Raw genomic sequence first — 22,102 nt, forward strand, 5'->3', positions numbered from 1 at the left:
GGCAGGACGGCGCGGGCACGGCGAAGCCTTCCGCGTAGATCCACCGGATCGGGCCGCACCCGCCCCGGGCTCGGCCGCGCTTGCCCCGGCGCCAGGGCGCGTACGAGGCGTCCGAGCGGAAGGGGGACGCGGCCCCGGATCACGGCGGCGGACCTGGGCGTGTCGTTGACGGTGGTCAGCCCGAGTAGCGTCAACGGCCATTCGGCCACCGGCCCGACCGGGCGTCAGGCGTCGCCGGGGCGGGGGGCGGGGCCCCGACCCGGCTGGTACTCGTCGGCGAGCAACGCCCCCATCGTGTCGCAGAGGTGTCCGACGAAGTCCTCGAACTGGCGCAGCTGCTCGGGCGGGTACTGCGCCATGGCCTCCGTCATCCGCTCCGTGTAGGCCGTGAAGAACTGTTCGGCGCGGGGGCGGATGCGGGGGCTCGACCGCAGGGTGACGACCCTGCCGTCGGAGTGCTCCCGGGTGCGGACGACGCACCCGGCCGCTTCGAGTCGGTTGAGCAGGATGGTCGTCGCCCCGGACGACAGCGACACCCGTTCGCCCAGCCGGGCGGGCGACAGGGGGGTGCCCTTGTCCTCGGCGTAGAGGATCTCCGCGAGTGCGGCGGCGTCGGTGGAGTGGAGCCCCAGCCAGGACGCGAACCGCCGGGTGAACTCCGTGTAGTTGGCCCCGAAGGCCCGCAACCCCTCCATGAGGCGGTCGCGCTGCTCCTCAAGGTCGACGGACTCCGGCCTCTCCATGGACATGCGTCGTTTCCGATCCGTTCCGATGACCCCAACCGCACGGTCCGCGCGGTCCACGCGGTCAACCGCTCGATTGACAACCTACCTCGACGAAACTACCTTTGCCACAAAGTTAGTTAGCTTTACGGTAAAGGTAACTTCACGTGGGGGAAGAATGACCGAACGTACAGGACCTCCGGGCGACGGGGCGCCTTCCGAGGGCGTGGAGTCGCCCTCCCGGCGGCAATGGCTCGGGCTGATCGCCGTGTCCCTGGGCGTGGCCCTGATCGTCGTGGACATCACGATCGTCAATGTGATCCTGGCCCCGATCATCGACGACCTTCAGGTCACCTCGATCGAGGCGCAGTGGGTGCAGGAGTCGTACGCGATCGTCTTCGCCGCGCTGCTGCTGGTCACCGGTCGGCTGACCGATCTGCACGGCGCGCGGCGGGTGTTCCTGGTGGGTCTCGCCGTCTTCGGGCTGACCAGCGTGGGCGCCGCGCTGGCACCCAACGGCGGACTGCTGATCCTCGCCCGTTTCCTCCAGGGCATCGGCGGGGCCATGATGCTCCCCTCGTCGCTGACCCTGGTGAACGCGACCTTCACCGGTCGGGCGCGCGGCCAGGCGTTCGCCGTCTGGGGCTCGACCATCGGCGCGGCGGCGGCCGTGGGGCCGGTCCTGGGGGGCTGGCTCGCGGATCTGTCCTGGCGCTGGGCCTTCGGCATCAACGTGCCGCTGGTGGCCCTGGTCGCCCTCGGCGTCCTGCGCCACTTCTCCGCCTCGCCCCGCACCCGGGGGCGGGTCGACGTACCGAGCGGCGTGCTGTCCGCGGTCGCGCTGGGGCTCCTGGCGTTCGCCCTCATCGAGGGCCGCACCCACGGTTGGCTGCTCACCACGGAACCCCTCGTCGTCGGCGGGACCTCCTGGAGCGGGGGGCCGTCCCCCGTCTTCGTCGCGTTCGTCGTGTCCGTGCTGACCGGCCTGGCGTTCTGGCGGCGCCAACGGGCCCTGTGGCAGCGCGACAACGAACCGCTGATGGACGTGCGGCTGTTCGCCATCCCGTCGTTCCGCAACGGGAACGCCGTCACCCTGATCGTGGGACTCGGCGAGTTCGGCATCATCGCGGTGCTGCCCCTGTGGTTGCAGTTCACCCTCGACTACACCGCGTTCCAGGCGGGCCTGTCGCTGGTGGCGATCGCGGTGGGCAGCTTCTTCGCGAGCGGCGCCAGCTTCTCGATGTCGGCGTCCGCCCTCACCCTGGTGCGGATCGGGCTGGCGCTGGAAGCGGTGGGGATGGCGGTGCTCGGGCTGGTCGCCTCCGTCGACGCACCCTGGTGGCCGGTCGCCTTCGCCCTCTTCGTGTACGGGATCGGGGTCGGTTTCGCCACCGCCCAGGTGACCAACATCGTGCTGGTGGACGTCCCCGCGCACAGCGCCGGGCAGGGGTCGGGCATCCAGAGCGCGGCGCGCGAACTGGGCGCCGCGCTGGGCATCGCGGTGCTCACCACCCTGTTCTTCAGCACCCTCACGTCCGGGCTGCGCGAGCGGCTCACCGACACGGGGACACCGAAGGCGGAAGCCGACCGGCTCAGCGGCGCCGTCACGGACAGCGCGGGGTCAGCGATCCCCGCGCTCGCCGGCGATCCGCGGACCGTGGGCGCCGCGCGGGCCGCACGCGAGGCGATGACCTCGGGGGTGGAGATCGCCAGCTACCTCTGCGCCGGGCTGCTCGTCCTGGCGCTCGCGGCCACGGCGTTCGTCGCCCCGAAGCGGGAGCGGGCCGGGGCGGCTCCCCCGGCCGGAACGGAACCGACCGACGCGGAACCGGCCCGGGCGGAACGGGGCGGGCACTGACCAGGGCAACGGACCGGGCCGACGAGCCGGGGAGCTCCGGCGCACCGGGGCGTTAGGGGGCGCCACGGGTCCCGCGCGCGAACGCGCGGGACCCGTGCGCGGCGTCAGCGGAGGTTGTCGCCCCACCCTCCCTGGATCATGGTCTGGAAGGCCCACTGCCCGTCCCGCTTGATCAGGATGTCGGCGTACCGCAACTGCTGGGTGGCGCCGCCCGCCGTCATCGTCGAGTCGGTGAAGACGACGGCCATCGCGGGGCTCAGGAAGACCGGAGTGCGCACGGATGCGAAGGTGATGTCATCGGATCCCTCTCCCATCACGTGCGTCATGGTGTCGATGAACTGCTTGCGGTCCCACTGGGCCGAGGCGCCCTCGCCCGCGGAGTCGTCGCTGACGAGGTTCAGGGGGAAGACGGCGAGGTCCGCCATCCGCTCGACGTCCCGTCGCGCCGCGGCCGCGTCGTACTCCGCGAACCAGGCCTGGACGGCGGCGTGGTCGGCGGCGGTCGGGGTGTATCCGGCGTCGGGAAGCTGGGTCACGCGCGTTCCTCCAGGGAGTCGATCATCAGTGCTGACCTGATCAAGGTAGGCCCGCCGACTCCATTAGTCAAACTTGATTACCTGAATGTGGTGCAGCTCACCGCCTTGCGTCGGGAGCAGGTGGGCGGCACCCCCGCCACCGATGACGGGGGGCCGGCTCGTGAAACGATGGCTCCATGGCACAACAGTCCAGCCTGGAGGAACGCGGCCGCTACGGGCGGCGCCACCCGCGGCCCGGCCTCACCACGGCCTCCGTGGTGACGGCGGGACGGCAACTGATCGAGCGGGACGGACTGGACGCACTGACCATGCGCGCCGTGGCACGGGAGTTGGGCACCGCGGCCACCTCGCTGTACCGGCACGTCGCCGACCGGGACGCCCTGCTGCTGCTGATCCTGGAGCAGATCGCCGAAGGGCTGCCGGTGGAGGTCCCCGGGGACACCCCGCGCGAACGCCTGCTCGGCCGGCTCGTGGCGGCCCACGACTACCTGGCCGGCCACGTCTGGGTGCTGCACATCCTCATCCGCGGTGACCTCGTCGCCGAGACCGCCTTCTCGTTCGTCGACGCGTGCTTCGCCGACTTCCTGGAGGCCGGCCTCTCCCCCGAGGAAACACGGGACGCCTACTGGGCGTGCTGGCACCTGATGCTCGGCGAACTGCTCGCCCAGCATCCGCTGGTGCCCCCGCCGGAGCCCAGCCAGCGCACCCGCGCCGTGGACGAGGCGGACGACGGCCGGCTACCGGCGTTCACCCGGGTCCGACGAGCGACGCAGCAGGCCGCTGCGGAGGGCCGGCCCGCCGAGGACCTGTTCGGCGGGTCGGTCGGTCGGCTGCTGGGCGCGCTCCTGCGCGCCGACCGCTGACGAACCGCCGACCGCCCCGGCCCCCGCGGCGCGGCGTTCACCCCCTAGCGGGGGCCTCCGCTGCGGCTCCGGCGACCCGCCACTGCCGGGCACCGGTCTGGGCGGCCCACATGTCCGCGTACCGCCCGCGGGAGTCGAGCAGTTCGTCGTGGGTTCCCCGCTCGGTGACGCGGCCCTCCTCGATGACGAGGATCTGGTCGGCGCCGATGACCGTGGACAGCCGATGGGCGATGACCAGCACCGTCTTGCGGGCGACGAGCGCGTCGATGGCCTGTTGCACCGCGACCTCGCTGCCGCTGTCGAGCGCGGCGGTCGGTTCGTCGAGCAGGACGATCGGGGCGTCCTTGAGGATGGCGCGGGCGATCGACACCCGCTGGCGTTCCCCGCCGGAGAGGGCCCCGCCGATCTCACCGACCCTGGTGTCGTAGCCGTGGGGCAGTCGGCTGACGAACTCGTGGACGTTCGCCGCCCGGGCGGCGGCCTCCACCTCCTCGTCGGTGGCCCCCGGACGCGCCATGGCGATGTTGGCCCGGATGGTGTCGTCGAAGAGGTAGACGTCCTGGAAGACGACGGCGACGTGCCGGTAGATCTCGGTGGGCGCGACCTGGCGCAGGTCGTGGTCGCCGATCCGGACGCTTCCCGAGTCGGGGTCGGCGTAGCGGGTGACGAGTTTGGAGATGGTGGTCTTGCCGGACCCGGACGGGCCGACCAGGGCGGTCAGCGAACGGGCAGGCAGGGTGAAGGAGATGCCGTCGAGCACGGGCTCGGCGTCGTCGGGACGGTAGCGGAACACCACGTCGTCGAAGGCGACGTCATAGCGGTCGAGCCGGGCGTCGGGGTCGTCCACGCCGAGGGGCTCGCTCTTCATGACCTCCTCGATGCGTTCGAGCGACGCCTCGGACAGCTCGAACACGGCGATCATCGCGGTGGCGTTGGCGAGCGGCTCCGCGAGTTTGACGGCGGCCACCACCAGGGCGGCGAGCAGCGGCACGGAGAGCCGTCCGTCGAAGACGAGGGAGGCGCCGACGGCCACGGCCACGACGATCGCGAGCTGCATCGAGGTGGTGGCGACGATGCTGGGCAGGGTGAGCGACCGCTGGGACTCGCTCATCACCTGGGTCTGGTGCTTCAGCGCGTCGTCGAGGCGGCGCGACGAGGCCCCGACCTGGCCCGCGGCACGCAGCACCGGAAGTCCCTGGACGTACTCGACGATCCGGGCTGCCGCCGCTCCGTCGGCTTCGTTCGAGGCGCGCAGGCCGGTGCCGGCGCGGCGCTGGATGCCACGGACGAAGGGCAGGGTGGCGGGGAGGATCGCGACCAGGACCAGGCCGATGCGCCAGTCGACCGCGAGGACGACCAGGATCAGGACGAGGGGGACGACCGCGGCCTGCACGAACAGGAAGGCGATGTGGGAGGCGGCCATCGACGCGTAGGAGACGTTGCCGCCGACGAGGGCGCTGAGGTCACCCGCGCTCCGCTTCTCCAGCTCCCGCAGGGGCATGGCGCGCAGTTTCTCGCCGAGGCCGAGACGCAGGTCGGACATGACGCGCGCCCAGTCCTCGTACTGGAAGCTCAGTTCCTTGAGCCGGCAGAGCGCTTCCACGGCGTAGAGCGCGGCGAAGGCGGCGAACCAGGTCCAGGCGGCGGTGGAGTCGATGTCGGGCCGGGCGAGTTCGTGGATCAGTCCGATGAGGACTCCGTAGGCGGCGGCCTGGGCGAGGGAGCCGGCCAGGGACGCCCTGAGGGAGGAGAGGAAGTGTGCGCGCCGCGAGGCGGCGGCGACCATCATCAGGCGGAACAGGCGCTTCATGCGGGTGCCTCCGTGCTGGTGCCGGTCGGTGTCCCGCCGGTGGTGCGGGCGGCGGTGCGGCCGGTGAGTCCCCAGGCGTCCGCCTGGAGGTGCTGGCGCCACATCGCCGCGTAGCGGCCGTCGGCGGCGAGCAGCGACGCGTGGGTTCCGCTCTCGGCGACGCCCCCGCCGTCCAGGACCACGATCTGGTCGGCGTCGGTGATGGTGCTCAGTCGGTGCGCGATGACCACGACGGTGCGACCGCGCGTCAGTTCGGCGAGCGCGCGCTGGATGGCCGCCTCGTTCTCGGGGTCGGCGAAGGCGGTGGCCTCGTCGAGGACGATCACGGGCGATTCGGCGAGGAGGGCGCGGGCGATGGTGAGGCGTTGCCGCTGGCCGCCGGAGAGCAGTGCGCCGCGTTCACCGACGCGGGTGTCGTAACCGTCGGGCAGCTCCTTGCGGATGAACTCGTCGGCCTGGGCGGCGCGGGCGGCGGCGCGGACCTCCTCGTCGGTGGCGTCGGGGCGGACGAGGCGGATGTTCGCGGCGACGGTGTCGTCGAGCAGGAACGGGTCCTGGAAGACCAGTCCGACGTGCCGCAGCAGTTCGGTGGAACCGATGTCGCGGACGTCGACGCCGCCGACCAGGACCGAGCCGGCGTCCACGTCCCAGAAGCGGGGGATGAGGCGGGCGACGGTCGACTTGCCGGAGCCCGAGGCGCCTACCAGGGCGCAGACGGTGCCGGCGGGGATGTGCAGGTCGACGCCGTCGAGTGCCTTGCGCCCGGCGGGGCCCTCGCCCGGGGCCGCGTCCGTTGCGGGGGTGGCGGTGGCTCCGGAGCCGCGGGAGTCGTAGGAGAAGTCGACGCCGGTGAAGGTGACCGAGCCGTCGGCGGGCTGCTTCGGGGTGTCGGGCTCCGGCAGCGGGCGGATGGCGAGGACCTCACCGATGCGGACCGCGCCGGCCCGGGACTCGGTGATGAACTGGCTGAGGTACATCAGGGGGACGACGGCCTCGATGGGCATGGTGCCCAACAGGGTGGCGAGCACCAGGTCGACGAGCGAGAGCGAGCCCGTCGAGACCAACCAGGTGCCCACGGCGAGGACGATCACGAGGGTGGGCAGCGGGGTCATCGCGGCACGGGTGAGGACGCCGGCCTTCCTGGTCTGGCGCTGCCAGTCCTCGGTGGCCCGGGTGAACGCCTCCACCCGGCCGAAGAAGCGGGCGAAGGACGTGCTGCCGTCGTCGAAGGTGCGGACCACGGGCATGCCCTGGACGAACTCGACCACGGCCTCGTTGATGGCCTCGTTGGCCTCGTCGTAGGCGCGGCGGTGGACGGCGTGGTCCTTGGTGACGAGTCGGAAGCCCACCACCACGGCGGGCACGATCGCGAGCACCGCGAGCAGCAGGCGCCAGTCGATGACCGCGAGTGCCACGAGGGCGGCGAGCGGTTGGGCCAGGCCGGCCCCGAGCATGGGGGTCGCATCGGCGACCGCTCCGTGCAGTGCGCGGACGTCGTCCTGGACGACCTTCTTCAGGGCGCCCGATCCGAGGCTCTGGACCTTGCCGAGCGGGACCGTCGACAGATGGCGGGCGAGGTCGCGTCGAAGGGTGGTTTCCAGTGCGAAGGACGCGACGTGGGAGATGTCGAAGGCCCACTTGCGCATCCCGAAGTGCGCGACCATGGCCGCCGCGGCTGCGCCCAGGTACCAGGCGACCACCTCGCCGGACCGGTCCGGCGTGAACAGTTCGTCGAGGGCGAATCCGACCAGGACCAGTCCGGTGACGCCCAACAGGCCGGCGCCGGCGCCCGTGGCGAGCGCGCGGACCAGTGGTCCGCGGACGCTGCCCAGCAGGGCGAACAGCGGGTCGGGGCCCGATGGGTCGCGCTGCGCGCCCTCGGTCCGGCGGCCGGCGACGGCCGCAGGGTCGCCCGGGTCGGGCGGGTCGTCCGAGTGGTCCGAGCCGGAACGGTCGGGCGGGCCGGGCGGGGCCGCCGGCTCGTCCGGTTCGCCGCCGGTCGGGACCGGCTCCACGGTGGTGCCCCTAGCGGACATGCGCTGCCTCCACGGGTCGTGGGTGCCCCACAACCCCACTATTGAGAATGATTATCATTACTGTATAAACTTCGGCCATTCAAAACCAGTCAAGTAAGGTTAGCCTTACGCGAACACCGTACGCCTCGGTCTGCTGATCGTAAATTCTCGGAGCGCCATGTCCTTCAGATCGTCTTCCGCCGACCGCCACGCCCCGCGCACCGCGCAGGCATCCGCCACCCGGCGCGGAATCCTCGCCCTGCTCGGCGTCAGTGCCGCCGCCGTCGCCGTACCCGCCCTCGGGGGCTGCTCATCGGGCGGGACGAAGACACCCGTCCAGAGCGGCGCCCCCACCGGCCGGGCCGTGCACGGGGGGACGGTACGGCTCGCGTTCCCCGGGGCCGGCGCCGCCGAGTCCCTCGACCCCACCGCGGGCCAGGCCACCTGTGACCTCGTGCGGTACGGGATCGTCTTCGACCAGCTCTTCGTCTTCGAACGGGGAGCCGCCCGCCCCTCACTGGCCACCGCCGCCGAGCCCGGCACCCGGGGCGAGAACTGCACTCTGACGCTGCGTCAGGACGTCACCTGGCACGACGGTTCGCCCTTCACCGCGGACGACGTCATCCACACCTTCCGGCACCGCGCCTCACCGGACCGCCCGTTCCCGAGCGAGCTGTCCCAGTACTTCGACCTCAAGGCGGCCGAGGCCCTCGACGCGCACACGGTCCGCGTCCCCACGGTCCGGCCGGTGGGTGATCCCGCCACCCTGTTCGCCGGGGCCGGCCTCTACGTCATCAAGGACGGTGCGAAGGACTTCACGGCCGACAGCACCCTCGGCACCGGGCCCTACCGGGTCACCCGGTTCCAGGCCGGAGTGGAGACCCGGTTGGAACGCCACGCCGCGTACTGGAACGGCGCCGGGAACGCCGAGCGGGTCACCCTGCTCAGCATCGACGACCCGCAGGCCAGGGTGAACGCGGTCAAGGGGGACCAGGCCGACTACGCGTCCGACGTCTCCTACGCGACGGCGAAGTCCGGCGTACCGGGCACCGGCATCCAGGTCCGGGGCGGCGGCGAGGCGCTGCGCACCACCTACGGATTCGTCCTCAACGTCACCCGGGGCGTCTGCGCGGACCCCCGGGTCCGCAAGGCCATCCGGTTGGGCATCGATCGCGAAGCCCTGGTCCGGTCCGTGTTCCTGGGATTCGGGGAGGTCGCGGGCGACCTCTTCGGCGCCGGGGCCAAGTACTTCCCGGACAGCGTCCCGGTACCCGACCGGGACGTCGCACGGGCCGAGGAACTCCTCAAGGCGGCGGGCGCGACCGGCAAGCCCTTCGTGGTCCGCACGGCGGAGTACGAGGCGGGGCTCAACTCCTCCTCGGAGCTGTTCGTCGAGCAGCTGAGGGGCCTCGGACTGGACGCGACCCTGGTCAAGGTCGGGGTGAACGAGGGCTTCGACCCGGCGGGCATGAAGGCGTGCGACGCGCTCGCCTTCCCCCTCGGCCCCTTCTCGCTGGCCCTCACCTACACCAGGTCCGCCGCCTACCCCAGCCTCGCCTTCCCCGACGAGGAGCTGAACGAGGCGGTCGCCACCGCCATCTCCACCACGTCCGAGACCGAGCGGTCCACGGCGTGGGCGACGGCCCAGAAGGTCATGCTCGACCGGGGCAACTGGGTGGCCTGGGGGCGCGGTGACGTGCTCAGCGTGGCGAAGGAGAAGCTCACCGGCGTCGAGGGCCGCGAGTCGCCCAAGTACCCGTGGCTGGGCAAGACCGGGTTCGTCGCATGAAGCCACCTGCCCTGCGGTACGTCTCGGGCCGGCTCGCCGTGGCGGCGGGCCTGCTCGGGGTGCTGTCGCTGGTCGTCCACGTGGGGGTCGACCTGCTCCCCGGCGATCCGGCGACCGCCCGGCTGGGCCCCGGGTCCACACCGGAGCAGGCCGAGCAGGCCCGCGAACGGCTGGGCCTGGACGAGCCGTTGGGCCAGCGGTACCTGGAATGGGCCGGCGGGCTGCTGCACGGCGACCTCGGCACGTCGGCCGGAGGCGCGCCCGTGGCGGAGCTACTCGCGGGCCGGCTGGAGAACACGGCCGTCGTCGCCGGTCTCACCGTCCTCCTCCTCGTGCCCGGTTCGCTGGCCCTCGGGGTGGCGCTCGGCCGCCGCGCGGGCCGGCGGCTCGACGGTGCGGGCTCGGCGGCCCTGCTATTGACCGTGGCCGTACCGGAGTTCGTGGTCGCGAGCGTCCTGGCGCTGGTCGTGGCCGGGCAGTTGGGGTGGCTGCCCGCCGCCTCCCTCGTACCGGCGGGGGAACACCCGCTGGCCCACCCGGAGGTCCTGGTGCTGCCGGTGCTCAGCCTGCTCGTGGTGAGCCTCGCGTACGCGAGCCGGGTGATCCGCGCCCAGACGGCGAGCGCCCTGCGGGCCCCGCACGTCGAGTTCATGCGCCTCAACGGGATACCGGAACGGGTGATCCTGCGGCAGGCGGTGCTCCCCGCCGTGCTCCCGTCCGCGGTGCAGATCTGGCTGGTCACCGCGGCCGGCCTGATGGGGGGAACCGTCCTGGTGGAGATGGTCTTCAGTTATCCCGGGATAGGGAAGCTCCTGGTGACGTCCGTGGAGAGCGGGGACCTCCCCGTGGTCCAGGCGCTGGCCATGGTGATGGGTGCGCTCACCCTGCTGGCCACGGTGGCCGCCGACTTGATCGCCACCTCCGTCGGCCGCACGAGGTCGGCATGAGCGCGACCGTGCCGCGGGGCGGCACCCTCCGCCGGTCCCGGTCCGTCCGGGCCCGGATCTGTGCGGCGGTGATCGGGGCCGTACTGCTGATCGCACTGCTCGGTCCGCTGCTGGCACCGCACTCCCCCACCGCCGCGGTCACCGCGCCCTACGCCACCCCGGGCGCCGGACATCTGCTCGGCGGTGACCACCTGGGGCGTGACGTGCTGTCCCGGCTCCTCGACGGCGGCCCGTCCGTCGTCCTCACCACCACCGTGGCCACGGCGGTGTCGGTGGCCGTCGGCACCCTCGCCGGGCTGGTCACGGCACTGCTGGGGCACCGGAGCAGCCGGCGGGGCGGGGCGGTGATGCGTCCCCTGGACGCGCTCGCCGCGGTTCCCCCGGTGCTGGCCCTGCTCCTCGTCCTCACCACCGTGCCCGGACGGCTCGGCGTGGTGCTGGCCGTCTCGGCGGCGAGCGCCCCGCTCTGCGCGCGGGTGGTCCACGCCGCCGCGGCCCCGGTTCTGCGACGGCCCCACGGGGAACTCGCGATCGCCCGCGGGGAGTCCTGGGGATGGCTGCTGCGGTACGAAGTGCTGCCGCTGGTCTCCCCCACGGTGCTCGCGGAGCTGGGGCTGCGCTTCGTCCTGGCGCTGTACCTGGTGACCGCCGCCGGGTTCCTCGGAGTCGGCCCGACCGGGACCGACTGGGGCACCCTCGTCGTGGAGGCGCTGCCCGGTGCGGCCCTCCAGCCGGCCGCGCTGTTGGCGCCGCTGCTGCTCATCGCCGTGCTCGCGGTGGGCGTCAATCTGCTGTCGGACACCATGACGCACCGCGAACGGGAGACCGCACGATGACCGCACCCACACCACCGGCGGGGACGGAGCCGCTGATCCACGTGGCGGACCTGCAACTGCACTCCGCCGAAGGGCCGGTGCTCGACCGGGTCTCGCTCACCGTGGCGTCCGGAGAGTGCGTGGCCGTGGTCGGGGCGTCCGGATCGGGAAAGACCACCCTCGCCCTCGCCGTACTGGGTCGGCTGCGCCCCGGGATCACCCAGCACGGCGGTCGGGTGCAGGTCGCGGGACGGCCCAGCCTGCCGGAGCCGCACCCCGAACTGCGGGGGCGGATCGCCGCGTACGTCGGCCAGGACGCGGGGACCACGCTCAATCCGTACCGCCGGCTGGGGAAGACCGTCCGCGCCGCGCTCGGCACCCGCGACGGTGCGGCGGCCGAGGCCCTGTTGCAGCAGGTCGGACTGGCGCCCTCGCTCGGCGCCCGGCGCCCCGCCGAACTCTCCGGCGGCCAGCAGCAGCGCGGGGCGCTGGCCGTCGCCCTCGCCCGGTCGCCGCGACTGCTGGTCCTCGACGAGCCGACCTCGGCGCTGGACCCGGTCGCCGCGGCGGAGGTGCGGGCGGCGCTGGCGCGGCTGCGCGCCCGTGGCGTCGCACTGCTGTGGATCACCCATGACCTGTCCTGTGTCGACGGCCTCGTGGACCGGATGGTCGTCCTGCACGAGGGGCGGATCGTCGAGGACGGTGCGGTGGACCGGGTGACCCGTTCACCCGAATCCGCCGCGGCCCGGCGCTTGGTCGCAGCGGCCCGCCGCGACCCACCGCGTCCCGCACCGGGGCCGGACGAGCCGGCCGCCCCGGCCCTCCGGGCGAGCGGGCTGCGGGCGGTGCTGGGGTCCCGGCCGGTGCTCCACGGCGTCGACCTGACCGTGCGCGCCGGGCGCTGTCTGGCCGTCACCGGTGCCTCGGGCTCCGGCAAGAGCACCCTCGCGCGGTGCCTGGCCGGACTGCACCCGCCCGCGGGCGGAGCGGTGTCGTGGGACGGCCGCCCGTTGGCACCGCACGCCCGTGCGCGTCCGGCCGTCGATCGCGCGGCGGTCCAACTGGTGCCGCAGAGCCCGGCGGAGACGCTGCACCCGGCGCAGAGCGTCGCGACGGCCCTGTCCAGGCCGCTGCGGCTGCTCCGCGGGATGCGGGAGCCTGCGGAGATCGAGGCGGAGACGGCCCGGCTGCTGGCGCTGGTCCACCTGCCGGCGGACCACCTGCGTCGGTTGCCCGGTGAACTCTCCGGCGGGCAGCGGCAGCGGGTCGCCATCGCCCGTGCGTTGGCGGCCGGGCCGCGGATGTTGCTGTGCGACGAGGTGACGTCGGCGCTCGACTCGGTGGCGCAGGCGTCCGTGTGGGAACTGCTGGACGAGTTGCGGACACGGGAGTCGCTGGGGCTGCTCGTCATCACGCACGACGCCTCGGTGGTCGACCGGATCGCCGACGAGGTGGTCGTCCTCGCCGAGGGGACGCTGGCCCCGGCCGATGTTCGGCAGCGGACTTCGGGCAGGGCACTGACCAGGGGATAGCTAAGGTTAGCCTTACTTCCCCGGGTGGGCGTTGGCTGCACGCTCGGGCAATGAGTCCAGCCCGAGGGGAAGTTGGTCCCCGACGCGGCAGGTGTGCGAGGAGAGCGGGAAGATGCCGGTTGCCATGGTGGACCATCAGATCCGGGTACCACGCACCCCGGGTGCACGAACGCCCGCCCGTGCGGGCGCGCCGGTGCTCCCCCGCGGCGGTTCGCGGACGCGGGCGCTGGCGCGGTCCGTCCTGGCCGTCCTGGCCGTCCTGCCGGGCGGACGCCCCGCTCGGCGCCCCGCTCCGGCCGGTGATGCGCGCCCGTGAGTCGAGAAGCCCTCCTCCCGCCCGTTCCGCAACCCGACCGGGGCGACGCGCGGAAGACGACCCGTGCGGTGCTGCGCGGAGCCGGCCTCCTGGTGGCAGTCGGCGTACTGCTGCTCGTGGTGGTCCTGAGCACCTGGATCGGAACGAAGGACACCTCCCTCGGGCAGGTGTGGTCCGCGATCCGGGGGGACGACGGTTCGTACGCCACCGGAGTCATCCGGGAACTGCGGCTGCCGCGCACCCTGATGGGGCTGGCCGTCGGCGCGGCGCTCGGGGTGGCGGGCACCGTGATGCAGGCCATCACCCGCAATCCGCTCGCCGACCCCGGGCTGCTCGGTGTGAACGCCGGGGCGTCGGCGGCGGTGGTCCTGGGCATCGGGGTCCTCGGCCTCGGCTCCTTCAACTCCCTGGTGTGGGCGGCCTTCGCCGGTGCCGGAGCGGCGACCGTCCTCGTGTACGTCCTGGGCGCCTCGGGGCGCGCAGGGCCGACCCCGGTCCGGCTCGCGCTGGCGGGGGCGGCGGTCAGTGCCTGTCTGGGCGGGGTCATCGGTGGGCTGACGGTCTTCAACACGGCGGCCTTCGAGTACATGAGGTTCTGGACGGTCGGCTCGCTGGCCGGCCATGACCCCGATCTGATGCGGCAGTTGCTGCCGTTCGTCGGTACCGGTCTGGTGATCGCCCTGCTGATGGCCCGTTCGCTCAACGCGCTGGCGCTCGGCGAGGAGCTGGGCAGGGCACTGGGCACCGGCGTGGCGCGCACCCGACTGGCGGCCGTGGTCACGGTGACCCTGCTCTGCGGTGCGGCGACCGCCGCCGCCGGCCCCATCGGATTCGTCGGGCTCGTCGTCCCGTTGGTGGCGCGCTGGATCACCGGCCCCGATCTGCGGTGGGTACTGCCGTACTCCCTGGTCCTGGCGCCGATCCTGCTGCTCACCTCGGACATCGTGGGGCGGGTCGTCCTGACGGAGGGCGAGTTGGAAGTGGGTGCCGTGACCGCGCTCGTGGGGGCGCCCGTGTTCATCGCCCTGGTGCGCCGACGCAAGGAGATCTCCCTGTGACGACCACCGGTGACCGTACCCGGACCGCCGCCCCCGTCACCGCCCCGCGGCAGCTCGGCGCGACCCGGCCGGTGAGCCTCCTCTCGGCGAGGGTCACCTTCCGGCTCCACCGACGCACCGCCGAGGTCTGTCTCCTCGCCGTGGTGCTGTCGGCCGTGGTGCTGGTGATCAGCCTCTGCGTCGGCGCCTACCCCGTTGCGCTGCCGGAGGTCGCGCGGGCGCTCTTCCAAGGCACCGGTGACCGGCTGGCCGTCCACTTCGTCAACCAGGAACGGCTTCCCCAGGCGCTGTTGGCCGTGCTGGTGGGCGCCGCACTGGGCATCAGCGGGGCCGTCTTCCAAAGCATCACCCGCAATCCCCTGGCCAGCCCGGACGTCGTCGGATTCAACAGCGGGGCGGCGACCGGAACCATCGCGGTGATCGTCTCCCTCGGCGGCGGAGCCGGTGCGGCGGCGATGGCGATGGGGGCCATCGGTGGCGGACTGGCCACCGCCCTGGTGGTGTTCCTGCTGGCCAGCCGGGGCGGACTGCACGGGGTGCGGCTGGTACTGATCGGCCTGGGGGTGACCGCGATGCTGGGCTCGGTGAACTCGTACCTGCTCACCCGCTCCAGCCTCAACACCGCGCAGAGCGCCCACGCCTGGCTGGTCGGCAGCCTGAACGGCCGGGGGTGGAACTCGGTGCAGTTGATCGCCCTCGCCCTGGTCGTCCTGCTCCCCGCGACGATGCTGCTCGGGAGGCAGTTGCGGATGCTGGAGCTGGGGGACGAACTCGCGTACGCGCTGGGGGTGCGGGTCGCCCGGGCGCGACTCGCCCTGACCGTGCTGGGCATCGGACTGTGCGCGGTGGCGGTGGCGAGCGCCGGGCCGATCCCCTTCATCGCACTGGCGGCGCCGCAGATCGCGGTGATGCTAACCCGCAGCCCCGGGGTGAGCGTGCTCGCGGCCGGGGCGGTGGGCGCCGCGCTGCTCTCGCTGGCGCACCTGGTGTCCAGTCAGTTCTTCACCGCCCTCGCCTGGGTGGGGCAGCGGGTGAGCTGGCTGAGGCTGGTGGACGACACGCAACGCAACAACCTGCTGCCCGTGGGCGTCACCACCGCGGTCCTCGGGGGCGCCTATCTCGCCTGGGTCCTCTTCAAGCGGCGGGGGGCGGGACGCGCCTGACCCGCCCCCCGCGTGCGGTGGTCAGACCTTCTTCAGCATCTTCTCGATCTCGTCGACCGCGCCGATGGCGAAGGAGTAGTTGGCCATCAGGAAGTGCTGGGAGGGGAACGCCCGGCCCGCCTTGACCGCCGGCACCGCCTTCCACAGCTGGTGATCGAGCAGCGCCTGCGTGGTGGGGGTGGGCTTCCCGTCGAACTGCACCGGGTAGATCAGTGCGGTGCAGTCGCGGAGGACGTCCATCTCCTCGTAGCTCTGGGGAATGAACTTCTCGCCCTTGGCGACGGGAATGCCGGCTCCGATCTTCAGGCCGAGATCGCGCATCACGGTCACCACCGGCGTCCCGAGGAAGAACTTGCCGCTGGGGCCGCCGCTCAGCGGGGCCCACACCGTGGTGGAGATCTGCTTGGCGTAGGCGGTCTTCACCTCCCCCAGGCGGGTCTCGTACCGGTCCTTCAGCTCGGTGAGCTGCGCCTCCCGGTTGACCGCCCCGGCGACCCTGGCGATCTGCTCGTGCCACAGGGCGCCGGCGGTCCAGTCGAAGTGGGCGACGGGGGCGACCGTCTTCAGCGCGCCGGACTTGTCCTTGTAGAACTGATCGACTATCAGATCCGGCTTGAGCGCCGCGACGGCCTGCGCGTTGGGCGTGCCGGGGGCGCCGATCGTCTTGACGTCCTTCAGCTTCCGGTAGTCCGCGGCGGACATCAGCGTGGGTACCGCGGTGCCGTCCGGAACGCCCACCGGCACCACGCCCAACTCCAGCAGCATCAAGGCCGCGTAGTTGTCGGTGACCACCACCCGCTGGGGGTTCTGCGGCACCGTGATGGTGCCGTTGTCCGTCTGCACGCTACGGGTGCCGCCCGCGGCCTTGCTCTCCTTGCCGTCGGCCTTTCCCCCGTCGTTCGACTCGCTCACACCGCAGGCCGTCAGCCCCAGGGAAGCCGCCCCCGCGGTCATCCCTCCCAGAATCGTCCTACGGCCCAGAGCAGGTGACTTCGTGCGCGAGCGGGTCATTTCCGTAACTCCTCTATCGGTCACACAGTGGAATCCCTCACGCCCACCACCCCAGGGGGTGGTGAGGTAAGGCTTGCCTAAGCTACCTCTTCCGGAGACGATCTAGGAATCCAACGGAATGCCATCAGTGAGGAGTTGCCGATCATGAGTGGGGCACCGGTCCGGAGCCGACACCACGACGACCGCCGATCGGGGGGACTGCGGGTGACACGCGTGCGGAACGTGGAGCGGATCACCCCGCACATGGCGCGCATCACCTTCGCCGACGACGAGTTGGCCGCACTGCACAGCAACGGGACCGACCAGCACGTGGCGCTGTACTTCTACGAGCCGGGGGTCGACCTGCCCCGGCCGTTCACCACCGAAGCCGCCCGCGCGCTCCTGCCCGTGGCCCGGCCCCGGCTGCGGCGGTACACCATCCGCCACCACCGGCCCGAACTCGGGGAGGTCGACATGGACTTCGTGCTGCACGGCGCCGACCAACTCGCGTCCGGCTGGGCCGAGCGGGCCGTACCCGGTGACGAGGCCATCTGGTTCGGGCCCAGCCCCGGCTGGGCCCCCGGCCCCGACACCGAGTGGGTGGTGCTCCTCGGCGACGAGACCGCGCTGCCCGCCATCGGTGCGATCCTGGAACAACTTCCGCCCGGTCTCCCGGTGTCGGCGTTGATCGAGGTCACCGACCGGGCCGAGGAACAGCAGCTGACCACCCGGGCGGACGCCCGGATCACCTGGCTCCACCGCGGTCGACGGTCCGCCGGTCACCTGCTGCACGAGCGGGCCACCACGCTGTCCCTGCCGTCCGGTCGGGGCCGGATCTGGGGCGCGGCCGAGCGGGACGTCGTACGCGGAATCCGCCGCCACTACGTCGACGGGCTCGGCGTCGCCCGCGCCGACACCCATCTCACCCCCTACTGGACCCGGGGCGAGACCCAGGACAGCGAGGTCTGACCGTGCCCGTCGCGGCAAGCACCCGCACCGCACCGCCCGGGCAGGTCGAACCCACCACCGGGGACGGGCTGCGGCTCCTCGCCGCGGTGCTGCGCCGGCGCTGGGGGCTGCTCCTGGCCGCCGTGCTCGGCGGACTCTGCTACCAGCTCGCGCTGATCTCCCTGCCCTGGACCATCGAACGCGCCGTCGACGAGGGCATCGTGGGCGAGGACGACGGGGCGCTGCGGCACTGGGCCCTGGTCGCCCTGGGCGTCAGTGCCGTCGCGGCGCTCGCCGAAGTGGCGCTCGGTTGGTTCTCCACGCTGGCCGGAACCCTGGGCGGCAACCGGTTGTACCAGCGGCTCGCCGATCGGATCGCAGGGCTCGACGGTCGACGCCTCGACCGGTTCGGCGAGGGCGATCTGGGGATGCGGGGCACCCGGGACGTCGATCTGGTCCGCACCTGGCTGATGGGTTTCGCCTCCTTCGTCAGCGGGGTCGTGGGATTCCTGCTGATGGTCATCGCCGTCGTCCGTCTCGATCCGCTCCTCGCCGTGGTCTGCCTGCTCTGCGTACCACCGCTGGTCTGGCTCAACACCCACTGGTTCCCCCGGCGCTTCGGCAGGGCCAACACCGCGCTGTCAACCGCCCACGGCAGCCGGGCCGACGCCGTCGAGGAACTGCTCTCCGCCAGCGCGGCCGTCCGCGGCATCGGCGGCGAACCCGCCCTGGTACAGCGGCACCACGCGCGCAGCGCCGGGGTCACCGACCACACGCTGGCCACGGCCCGCATCTCGGCGGACTGGGCCGCCCTCTCCCCCTTCGTGCCGGCCCTCGCCGTCGGCGCCGGGCTCGGTGTCGGGGGACTCGCCGTGCTGCGGGGCACCATGTCGGTCGGCGGCATCGTCGCCTTCACCAGTTGGATGAGTATGCTGGTGATGTGGGTGGGTGTGCTCACGCTCCGCATCAGTCAACTGAGCCAGGCCACGACGGCGGCCCGCCGACTCCAGGAAGTCCTGCTGCCCGGCCTCGACGAGCCCGCGTCCGGCGGCCTGCCGCTACCCGCGGAGGGGCAGCTCACCGCCGAAGCGGTCACGCGCACCGCGGAGGGACGGGTCGTCCTGGCACCGGTCGGTCTCACGGTCCCGCCCCGTGCGCTGATCGCGGTCACCGGTCCGACCGCCGCCGGCAAGACCACACTGCTGCGGGTGCTCGCCGGGCTCGTCCCGCCGGACGGCGGGTCCGTCGACTTCGGCGGGGTCCCCCTGCACCGGGCGGACCCCGACGACACCCGTCGCCGCATCGGCTTCGTCCCCCAACGCCCGGGGACCCTCAGCGGCACCCTCGCCGACAACCTGCGCCTGGGGGGCGACTTCGCCGACGAGGAGTTGCACGCCGCCTGTCGCGTCGCGGCCCTCGACGGTGACCTCGACGCCCTGCCCGACGGGCTCGACACCGAGGTCGGCGAACGCGGCAACACCCTGTCCGGCGGCCAGCTCCAGCGCCTCGCACTGGCCCGCGCCGTGCTGCGCCGCCCCGCCGTGCTGCTGCTGGACGACGTCACCTCCGCCGTCGACACCGCCACCGAGCGCACCCTCATCGACCGACTACGGGAGTGGTCCGGTGCGACCGCCGTGGTCTGGGCCACCCACCGGCCGGCCGTGCTGGCGGCGGCCGACCGGGTGCTCACCCTCGAATCCGCCGGAGCCCCGGCCCGTACGAAGGACCGGGTGACCACCGGTGGCTGAACAGGAACCGCTCTCCGCGACCCCCGACCAGCGCGGAGTGCTCCGCCGGACCTGGCCCCACCTGCGCGAGCACCGCCGTGCCGTCGTGGTCGCCCTGGCCACCGGCGCCGCCGCCACCCTGACCACCGTGGCGGTGCCCGCGGTCATCGGCGCGGGCGTCGACCGACTGCTGGCCCGGGACCGGACGGGTTTGCTCGTCGCCGTCGGTGCGCTGACGGCACTGGCCCTGCTCCGGCTGCTGCTGTTCCGACGGGCCGAGATCCTCCTGACGGCGGTCGGCGAACGGGTGGTGCGACGGCTGCGGGACCTGACCGTCGAGCGCCTGGCCCGGGCCCCGTTGCGCTTCCTGGAGGCCCAGCCCTCCGGCGACCTGCTGCGCCGGACCACCACCGAGATCGCGGACCTGGCCACCTTCGTCCGGGCACAACTGCCCGAAGTGCTGGCCGTCGCCGGCTACCTCGTCTTCACCACGGTGCTGCTGCTCTGCTACTCGCCCTTGCTGACCCTCGTCACCCTGCTGGTCTTCGTCCCGGCGATCGGCTGGGTGCTGCGACGCTTCAAGAAGGCCGCCGCGCCCGCGTTCGCCGCCGAGGCCGCCGCCGCGGGTACCGTCGCCGCGACGTACCGGGAGCTGGTCCAGTCCCGCGAAATGCTGGTGACCGGTGGGGGCGTGGACTTCTGGCGCGCGCGGTTCCGCGAGGACACGGACCGGCGTTACCGGGCCGCGCGGCGCAGTCAGCGCGCCCTGTTCGTCATCAGCCTCGCGCGGCTCGTCCAGGGGGCGACCACCGCCGTGTTGCTGCTGGTCGGCGGTTGGCTCGCCGCCGAGGGCCGGATCAGCGTCGGCACCGTCGTGGTCTTCGTCCTGGCGACCCGTCAGCTCTTCGACTCGGCCACCCAGGCGTCCCATCTGCTGGGGCAACTCCAGCTCACCGCGGTGGGCCTCGCCCGGCTCTTGGACCTCCTGGCCCGCACGGCACCCCGGAGCAGCCCCGTCCGGTCCGCGGGCGCGGCGGTGCCGACCGCCGGGCGGGGAGTCCTTGAGGTGGCGGGGGTGCACTACGCGTACGTCTCCTCCACCCGGGTCCTGTCGGGGGTGGACCTGCGGTTCGAGGCCGGGGAGCGGGTCGGCCTCGTCGGTCCGACGGGGGCGGGCAAGACGACCCTGGCGAAACTGCTGACCGGGCTCTACGCACCCGACTCCGGCAGTGTCCGCTACGACGGTCGGGACCTGCGTGACCTACCGGCGCAGGAGGTGCGCCGGCGCATCGTCCTCATTCCGCAGCGGGTGCATCTGATCCGCGGCACGCTGTTGGACAACCTCGGTCTGGTTCCCGAGGAGCCCGGGGAGGACAGGATCAGGTCGGCCGTGCACGACCTCGGACTGACCGCCTGGGTCGATTCCCTCCCCGGCGGTCTGCACACCCCGCTCGGAGGCGGTGCGGGCGGACTCTCGGCGGGGGAACTCCAACTCATCGGCCTGGTGCGGGCCGCCCTGGTCGATCCGGGCGTACTCGTCCTGGACGAGGCGTCCGCCGACCTCGACCCGGAGACCGCGCTACGGGTCGAGACGGCGATCGACACGCTGCGGGCGGATCGCACCCTGATCGTGGTCGCGCACCGCGAGGCCACGATAGACCGGCTCCCCCGGGTCGTCCGTCTCGCCCCAGGGGCGGTGCCGACCGGGCGGTGAGTACGGGGGGCTCAGGCTGACTTCTCCTTGCGGGCGCCCGCGCTCGGAAAGCACGTCGGCACCCGGGAACGCAGGGGTGTCCCGGCCAATCACTGCTGCTTTTCGGACACCTGCGCCATCATCACTCGGTGCTCACGCACCGCGCGTGACCACGCTGCCGGGTCTCTGGCCCACGTCTCCGTACGGCCCGGACCGCGGCCCCGCGCCGACCGTCCTGGTCGTCGGACTGCCCTCCACCTCGTACCGGCTGCGCATGGACTGGAGCATGAGCGTCATCACCCGCGGCGGCGGGGAACGGCCCTCGGGCAGCTTCAAGGTGACGCCCGCGGCGCTGAAGCACACCAAGGTGCCGACGGTCAGCGGTACGGCGAGGGTGGGCGCCAAGCTGACGGCCCAGCCGGGGACGTGGACGGGTGGGCGGTCACCAAGCCGACCTCCTCGGTTGCGCGTTGATCCGCTGAAGGACCGAAGCGGGCGTCGTCGTGCCCCGTCATCGAACGCTCGGTGACGGGGCACGCGTCCGTTTCCGGCGGCCGGCGCCGCTACGCGTGCTGCCGCGGACCCGCCGTGCTCGCCCGCTTCTCGAAGACCAACTGGCTCCAGTGCACGCCGTCCCGACCGAGACGGTCCTCGCCGCCACCCCGGTGGAGCAGGAAAAGCCCGTGTTCGGCGGCGAGTTCGACCGTCTCCCCCGCCGGCACGTCGAACATCCGCCGGTCGTGCGGCGGCTCCCCGTGCCGCAACGTGATCACCAGACGCCCGCCCTCGGTGAGCAGTTCGCCCAGCCGGGCCATGGCCAGCGGCCGTTCGTCGCGGTCCAGATGCATCCACACGGCCGACAGGAGCAGCAATCCGAAGGGGCCCCGTACGGTGCCCAGTTCCGGTAGTGCGTCCGCCACCCAGACGATCTCCTCCGGATGCAGACGCACCGCGGTCTCCCGCATCGCCCGCACCGGTTCGACCGCCGTGACCGCGAAGCCCAGCCGGGCCAGTGCGGCGGCGTCCCGTCCGCTGCCCGCCCCGATGTCGGCGGCTGCGGCGGGCGGCACGGGCAGGAACGGCGCCACCTCCGCGTACAGGGCCGGGAAGCTCAGGCCCTCGTACCGTTCGGCCAGTGCCGCCGCGTGCTGTTCGTAGTACCGCTGCGCACCGGGCAGTGGCTGTGCCCGTGGGGCGTCCGGCTCGGCCGAGTCCATGCGGCAACTCTACGGCCGACCCCGGACGGGGTCAGTCGTACGCGGGTTTCGGGGTCGTGGCACGGGCCGGCGGAAAACACCTGGAAGACCACGACCGGGAGGG

The 22,102-nt window shown here is 72.8% G+C and carries 18 protein-coding genes; 11 read left to right on the forward strand and 7 right to left on the reverse strand.

The window, feature by feature from the left end; translation table 11 throughout:
* Nucleotides 1–224: 224 nt before the first annotated feature.
* Complete coding sequence (locus ACFWIA_RS23350) at nt 225–743, reverse strand: MarR family winged helix-turn-helix transcriptional regulator (protein ID WP_387008156.1); 519 nt, start codon at nt 741–743, stop codon at nt 225–227.
* 157 nt (nt 744–900) lie between these two features.
* Between ACFWIA_RS23350 and ACFWIA_RS23355 the strand changes: the two genes are divergently transcribed.
* The gene (locus ACFWIA_RS23355) at nt 901–2,580 is read left to right on the forward strand and encodes a DHA2 family efflux MFS transporter permease subunit (RefSeq protein WP_387008104.1); all 1,680 of its coding nucleotides are present in this window, start codon (nt 901–903) and stop codon (nt 2,578–2,580) included.
* Nucleotides 2,581–2,684: 104 nt separating this feature from the next.
* On the opposite strand, the gene ACFWIA_RS23360 is transcribed toward ACFWIA_RS23355, so the two are convergent.
* Entirely contained in the window at nt 2,685–3,116 is a 432-nt protein-coding gene (locus ACFWIA_RS23360) for a DUF4440 domain-containing protein (protein ID WP_387008106.1), read from the reverse strand.
* 176 nt (nt 3,117–3,292) lie between these two features.
* On the opposite strand from ACFWIA_RS23360, the gene ACFWIA_RS23365 reads away from it, so the two are divergent.
* The gene (locus ACFWIA_RS23365; RefSeq protein ID WP_387008108.1) at nt 3,293–3,979 is read left to right on the forward strand and encodes a TetR/AcrR family transcriptional regulator; all 687 of its coding nucleotides are present in this window, start codon (nt 3,293–3,295) and stop codon (nt 3,977–3,979) included.
* A 37-nt stretch (nt 3,980–4,016) separates the two neighbouring features.
* On the opposite strand, the gene ACFWIA_RS23370 is transcribed toward ACFWIA_RS23365, so the two are convergent.
* Together ACFWIA_RS23370 and ACFWIA_RS23375 are read right to left on the reverse strand one after the other, a co-directional pair.
* Nucleotides 4,017–5,789 (reverse strand): ABC transporter ATP-binding protein, encoded by a 1,773-nt coding sequence (locus ACFWIA_RS23370; RefSeq protein ID WP_387008110.1) that lies wholly within the window; start codon nt 5,787–5,789, stop codon nt 4,017–4,019.
* The gene (locus ACFWIA_RS23375) at nt 5,786–7,825 is read right to left on the reverse strand and encodes an ABC transporter ATP-binding protein (RefSeq protein ID WP_387008112.1); all 2,040 of its coding nucleotides are present in this window, start codon (nt 7,823–7,825) and stop codon (nt 5,786–5,788) included. Before ACFWIA_RS23375 ends, ACFWIA_RS23370 begins: the two co-directional genes overlap by 4 nt.
* A gap of 157 nt (nt 7,826–7,982) precedes the next feature.
* Here ACFWIA_RS23375 and ACFWIA_RS23380 point away from each other — a divergent pair, with 157 nt between their 5' ends.
* The 6 genes from ACFWIA_RS23380 to ACFWIA_RS23405 all read left to right on the forward strand — a co-directional run bounded on the left by ACFWIA_RS23380 (nt 7,983) and on the right by ACFWIA_RS23405 (nt 15,424).
* Nucleotides 7,983–9,593: an ABC transporter substrate-binding protein gene (locus ACFWIA_RS23380; RefSeq protein ID WP_387008114.1), complete on the forward strand. Its 1,611-nt coding sequence runs from the start codon at nt 7,983–7,985 to the stop codon at nt 9,591–9,593.
* Nucleotides 9,590–10,540: an ABC transporter permease gene (locus tag ACFWIA_RS23385; RefSeq protein ID WP_387008116.1), complete on the forward strand. Its 951-nt coding sequence runs from the start codon at nt 9,590–9,592 to the stop codon at nt 10,538–10,540. The genes ACFWIA_RS23380 and ACFWIA_RS23385 overlap by 4 nt, the downstream gene beginning before the upstream one ends.
* Nucleotides 10,537–11,376, forward strand: a complete 840-nt coding sequence (locus tag ACFWIA_RS23390; RefSeq protein ID WP_387008118.1) for an ABC transporter permease subunit — start codon at nt 10,537–10,539, stop codon at nt 11,374–11,376. The genes ACFWIA_RS23385 and ACFWIA_RS23390 overlap by 4 nt, the downstream gene beginning before the upstream one ends.
* A complete protein-coding gene (locus ACFWIA_RS23395; RefSeq protein ID WP_387008120.1) occupies nt 11,373–12,887 on the forward strand; it encodes an ABC transporter ATP-binding protein in 1,515 nt (504 codons plus the stop codon). The genes ACFWIA_RS23390 and ACFWIA_RS23395 overlap by 4 nt, the downstream gene beginning before the upstream one ends.
* A gap of 312 nt (nt 12,888–13,199) precedes the next feature.
* The gene (locus tag ACFWIA_RS23400; RefSeq protein ID WP_387008122.1) at nt 13,200–14,261 is read left to right on the forward strand and encodes a FecCD family ABC transporter permease; all 1,062 of its coding nucleotides are present in this window, start codon (nt 13,200–13,202) and stop codon (nt 14,259–14,261) included.
* Nucleotides 14,258–15,424 (forward strand): FecCD family ABC transporter permease, encoded by a 1,167-nt coding sequence (locus ACFWIA_RS23405; RefSeq protein ID WP_387008124.1) that lies wholly within the window; start codon nt 14,258–14,260, stop codon nt 15,422–15,424. The genes ACFWIA_RS23400 and ACFWIA_RS23405 overlap by 4 nt, the downstream gene beginning before the upstream one ends.
* A 21-nt stretch (nt 15,425–15,445) precedes the next feature.
* Here the strand turns inward: ACFWIA_RS23405 and ACFWIA_RS23410 are convergent, their stop codons facing one another.
* Nucleotides 15,446–16,378 (reverse strand): ABC transporter substrate-binding protein, encoded by a 933-nt coding sequence (locus ACFWIA_RS23410; protein ID WP_387008126.1) that lies wholly within the window; start codon nt 16,376–16,378, stop codon nt 15,446–15,448.
* Between the two features lie 201 nt (nt 16,379–16,579).
* Between ACFWIA_RS23410 and ACFWIA_RS23415 the strand changes: the two genes are divergently transcribed.
* From ACFWIA_RS23415 to ACFWIA_RS23425, 3 genes are read left to right on the forward strand one after another with little or no spacing between them, the layout of a single operon-like run.
* Nucleotides 16,580–17,383: a siderophore-interacting protein gene (locus ACFWIA_RS23415; protein WP_387008128.1), complete on the forward strand. Its 804-nt coding sequence runs from the start codon at nt 16,580–16,582 to the stop codon at nt 17,381–17,383.
* A 2-nt stretch (nt 17,384–17,385) separates the two neighbouring features.
* Nucleotides 17,386–19,110, forward strand: a complete 1,725-nt coding sequence (locus ACFWIA_RS23420) for an ABC transporter ATP-binding protein (protein ID WP_387008130.1) — start codon at nt 17,386–17,388, stop codon at nt 19,108–19,110.
* Nucleotides 19,103–20,803: an ABC transporter ATP-binding protein gene (locus tag ACFWIA_RS23425; RefSeq protein ID WP_387008132.1), complete on the forward strand. Its 1,701-nt coding sequence runs from the start codon at nt 19,103–19,105 to the stop codon at nt 20,801–20,803. Before ACFWIA_RS23420 ends, ACFWIA_RS23425 begins: the two co-directional genes overlap by 8 nt.
* Nucleotides 20,804–20,935: 132 nt before the next feature.
* Here ACFWIA_RS23425 and ACFWIA_RS23430 read toward each other — a convergent pair whose 3' ends face one another.
* Both ACFWIA_RS23430 and ACFWIA_RS23435 read right to left on the reverse strand, forming a co-directional pair.
* Nucleotides 20,936–21,187 (reverse strand): hypothetical protein, encoded by a 252-nt coding sequence (locus tag ACFWIA_RS23430; RefSeq protein ID WP_387008134.1) that lies wholly within the window; start codon nt 21,185–21,187, stop codon nt 20,936–20,938.
* A gap of 158 nt (nt 21,188–21,345) precedes the next feature.
* Nucleotides 21,346–21,999 carry a class I SAM-dependent methyltransferase gene (locus ACFWIA_RS23435; protein WP_387008136.1) on the reverse strand — a complete coding sequence of 218 codons (654 nt, stop codon included), beginning with the start codon at nt 21,997–21,999 and terminating at the stop codon, nt 21,346–21,348.
* Between the last annotated feature and the right edge of the window lie 103 nt (nt 22,000–22,102).

It is taken from the genome of Streptomyces sp. NPDC127068, from assembly GCF_042724695.1.
Taxonomy (GTDB): Bacteria; Actinomycetota; Actinomycetes; order Streptomycetales; family Streptomycetaceae; genus Streptomyces.

Coding starts and splice junctions, on each gene's coding strand:
- ACFWIA_RS23350 (WP_387008156.1), bottom strand. CDS start 743: ATGGAGAGGCCGGAGTCCGTCGACCTTGAGGAGCAGCGCGACCGCCTC.
- ACFWIA_RS23355 (WP_387008104.1), top strand. CDS start 901: ATGACCGAACGTACAGGACCTCCGGGCGACGGGGCGCCTTCCGAGGGC.
- ACFWIA_RS23365 (WP_387008108.1), top strand. CDS start 3,293: ATGGCACAACAGTCCAGCCTGGAGGAACGCGGCCGCTACGGGCGGCGC.
- ACFWIA_RS23370 (WP_387008110.1), bottom strand. CDS start 5,789: ATGAAGCGCCTGTTCCGCCTGATGATGGTCGCCGCCGCCTCGCGGCGC.
- ACFWIA_RS23375 (WP_387008112.1), bottom strand. CDS start 7,825: ATGTCCGCTAGGGGCACCACCGTGGAGCCGGTCCCGACCGGCGGCGAA.
- ACFWIA_RS23380 (WP_387008114.1), top strand. CDS start 7,983: ATGTCCTTCAGATCGTCTTCCGCCGACCGCCACGCCCCGCGCACCGCG.
- ACFWIA_RS23385 (WP_387008116.1), top strand. CDS start 9,590: ATGAAGCCACCTGCCCTGCGGTACGTCTCGGGCCGGCTCGCCGTGGCG.
- ACFWIA_RS23390 (WP_387008118.1), top strand. CDS start 10,537: ATGAGCGCGACCGTGCCGCGGGGCGGCACCCTCCGCCGGTCCCGGTCC.
- ACFWIA_RS23395 (WP_387008120.1), top strand. CDS start 11,373: ATGACCGCACCCACACCACCGGCGGGGACGGAGCCGCTGATCCACGTG.
- ACFWIA_RS23410 (WP_387008126.1), bottom strand. CDS start 16,378: ATGACCGCGGGGGCGGCTTCCCTGGGGCTGACGGCCTGCGGTGTGAGC.
- ACFWIA_RS23415 (WP_387008128.1), top strand. CDS start 16,580: ATGAGTGGGGCACCGGTCCGGAGCCGACACCACGACGACCGCCGATCG.
- ACFWIA_RS23435 (WP_387008136.1), bottom strand. CDS start 21,999: ATGGACTCGGCCGAGCCGGACGCCCCACGGGCACAGCCACTGCCCGGT.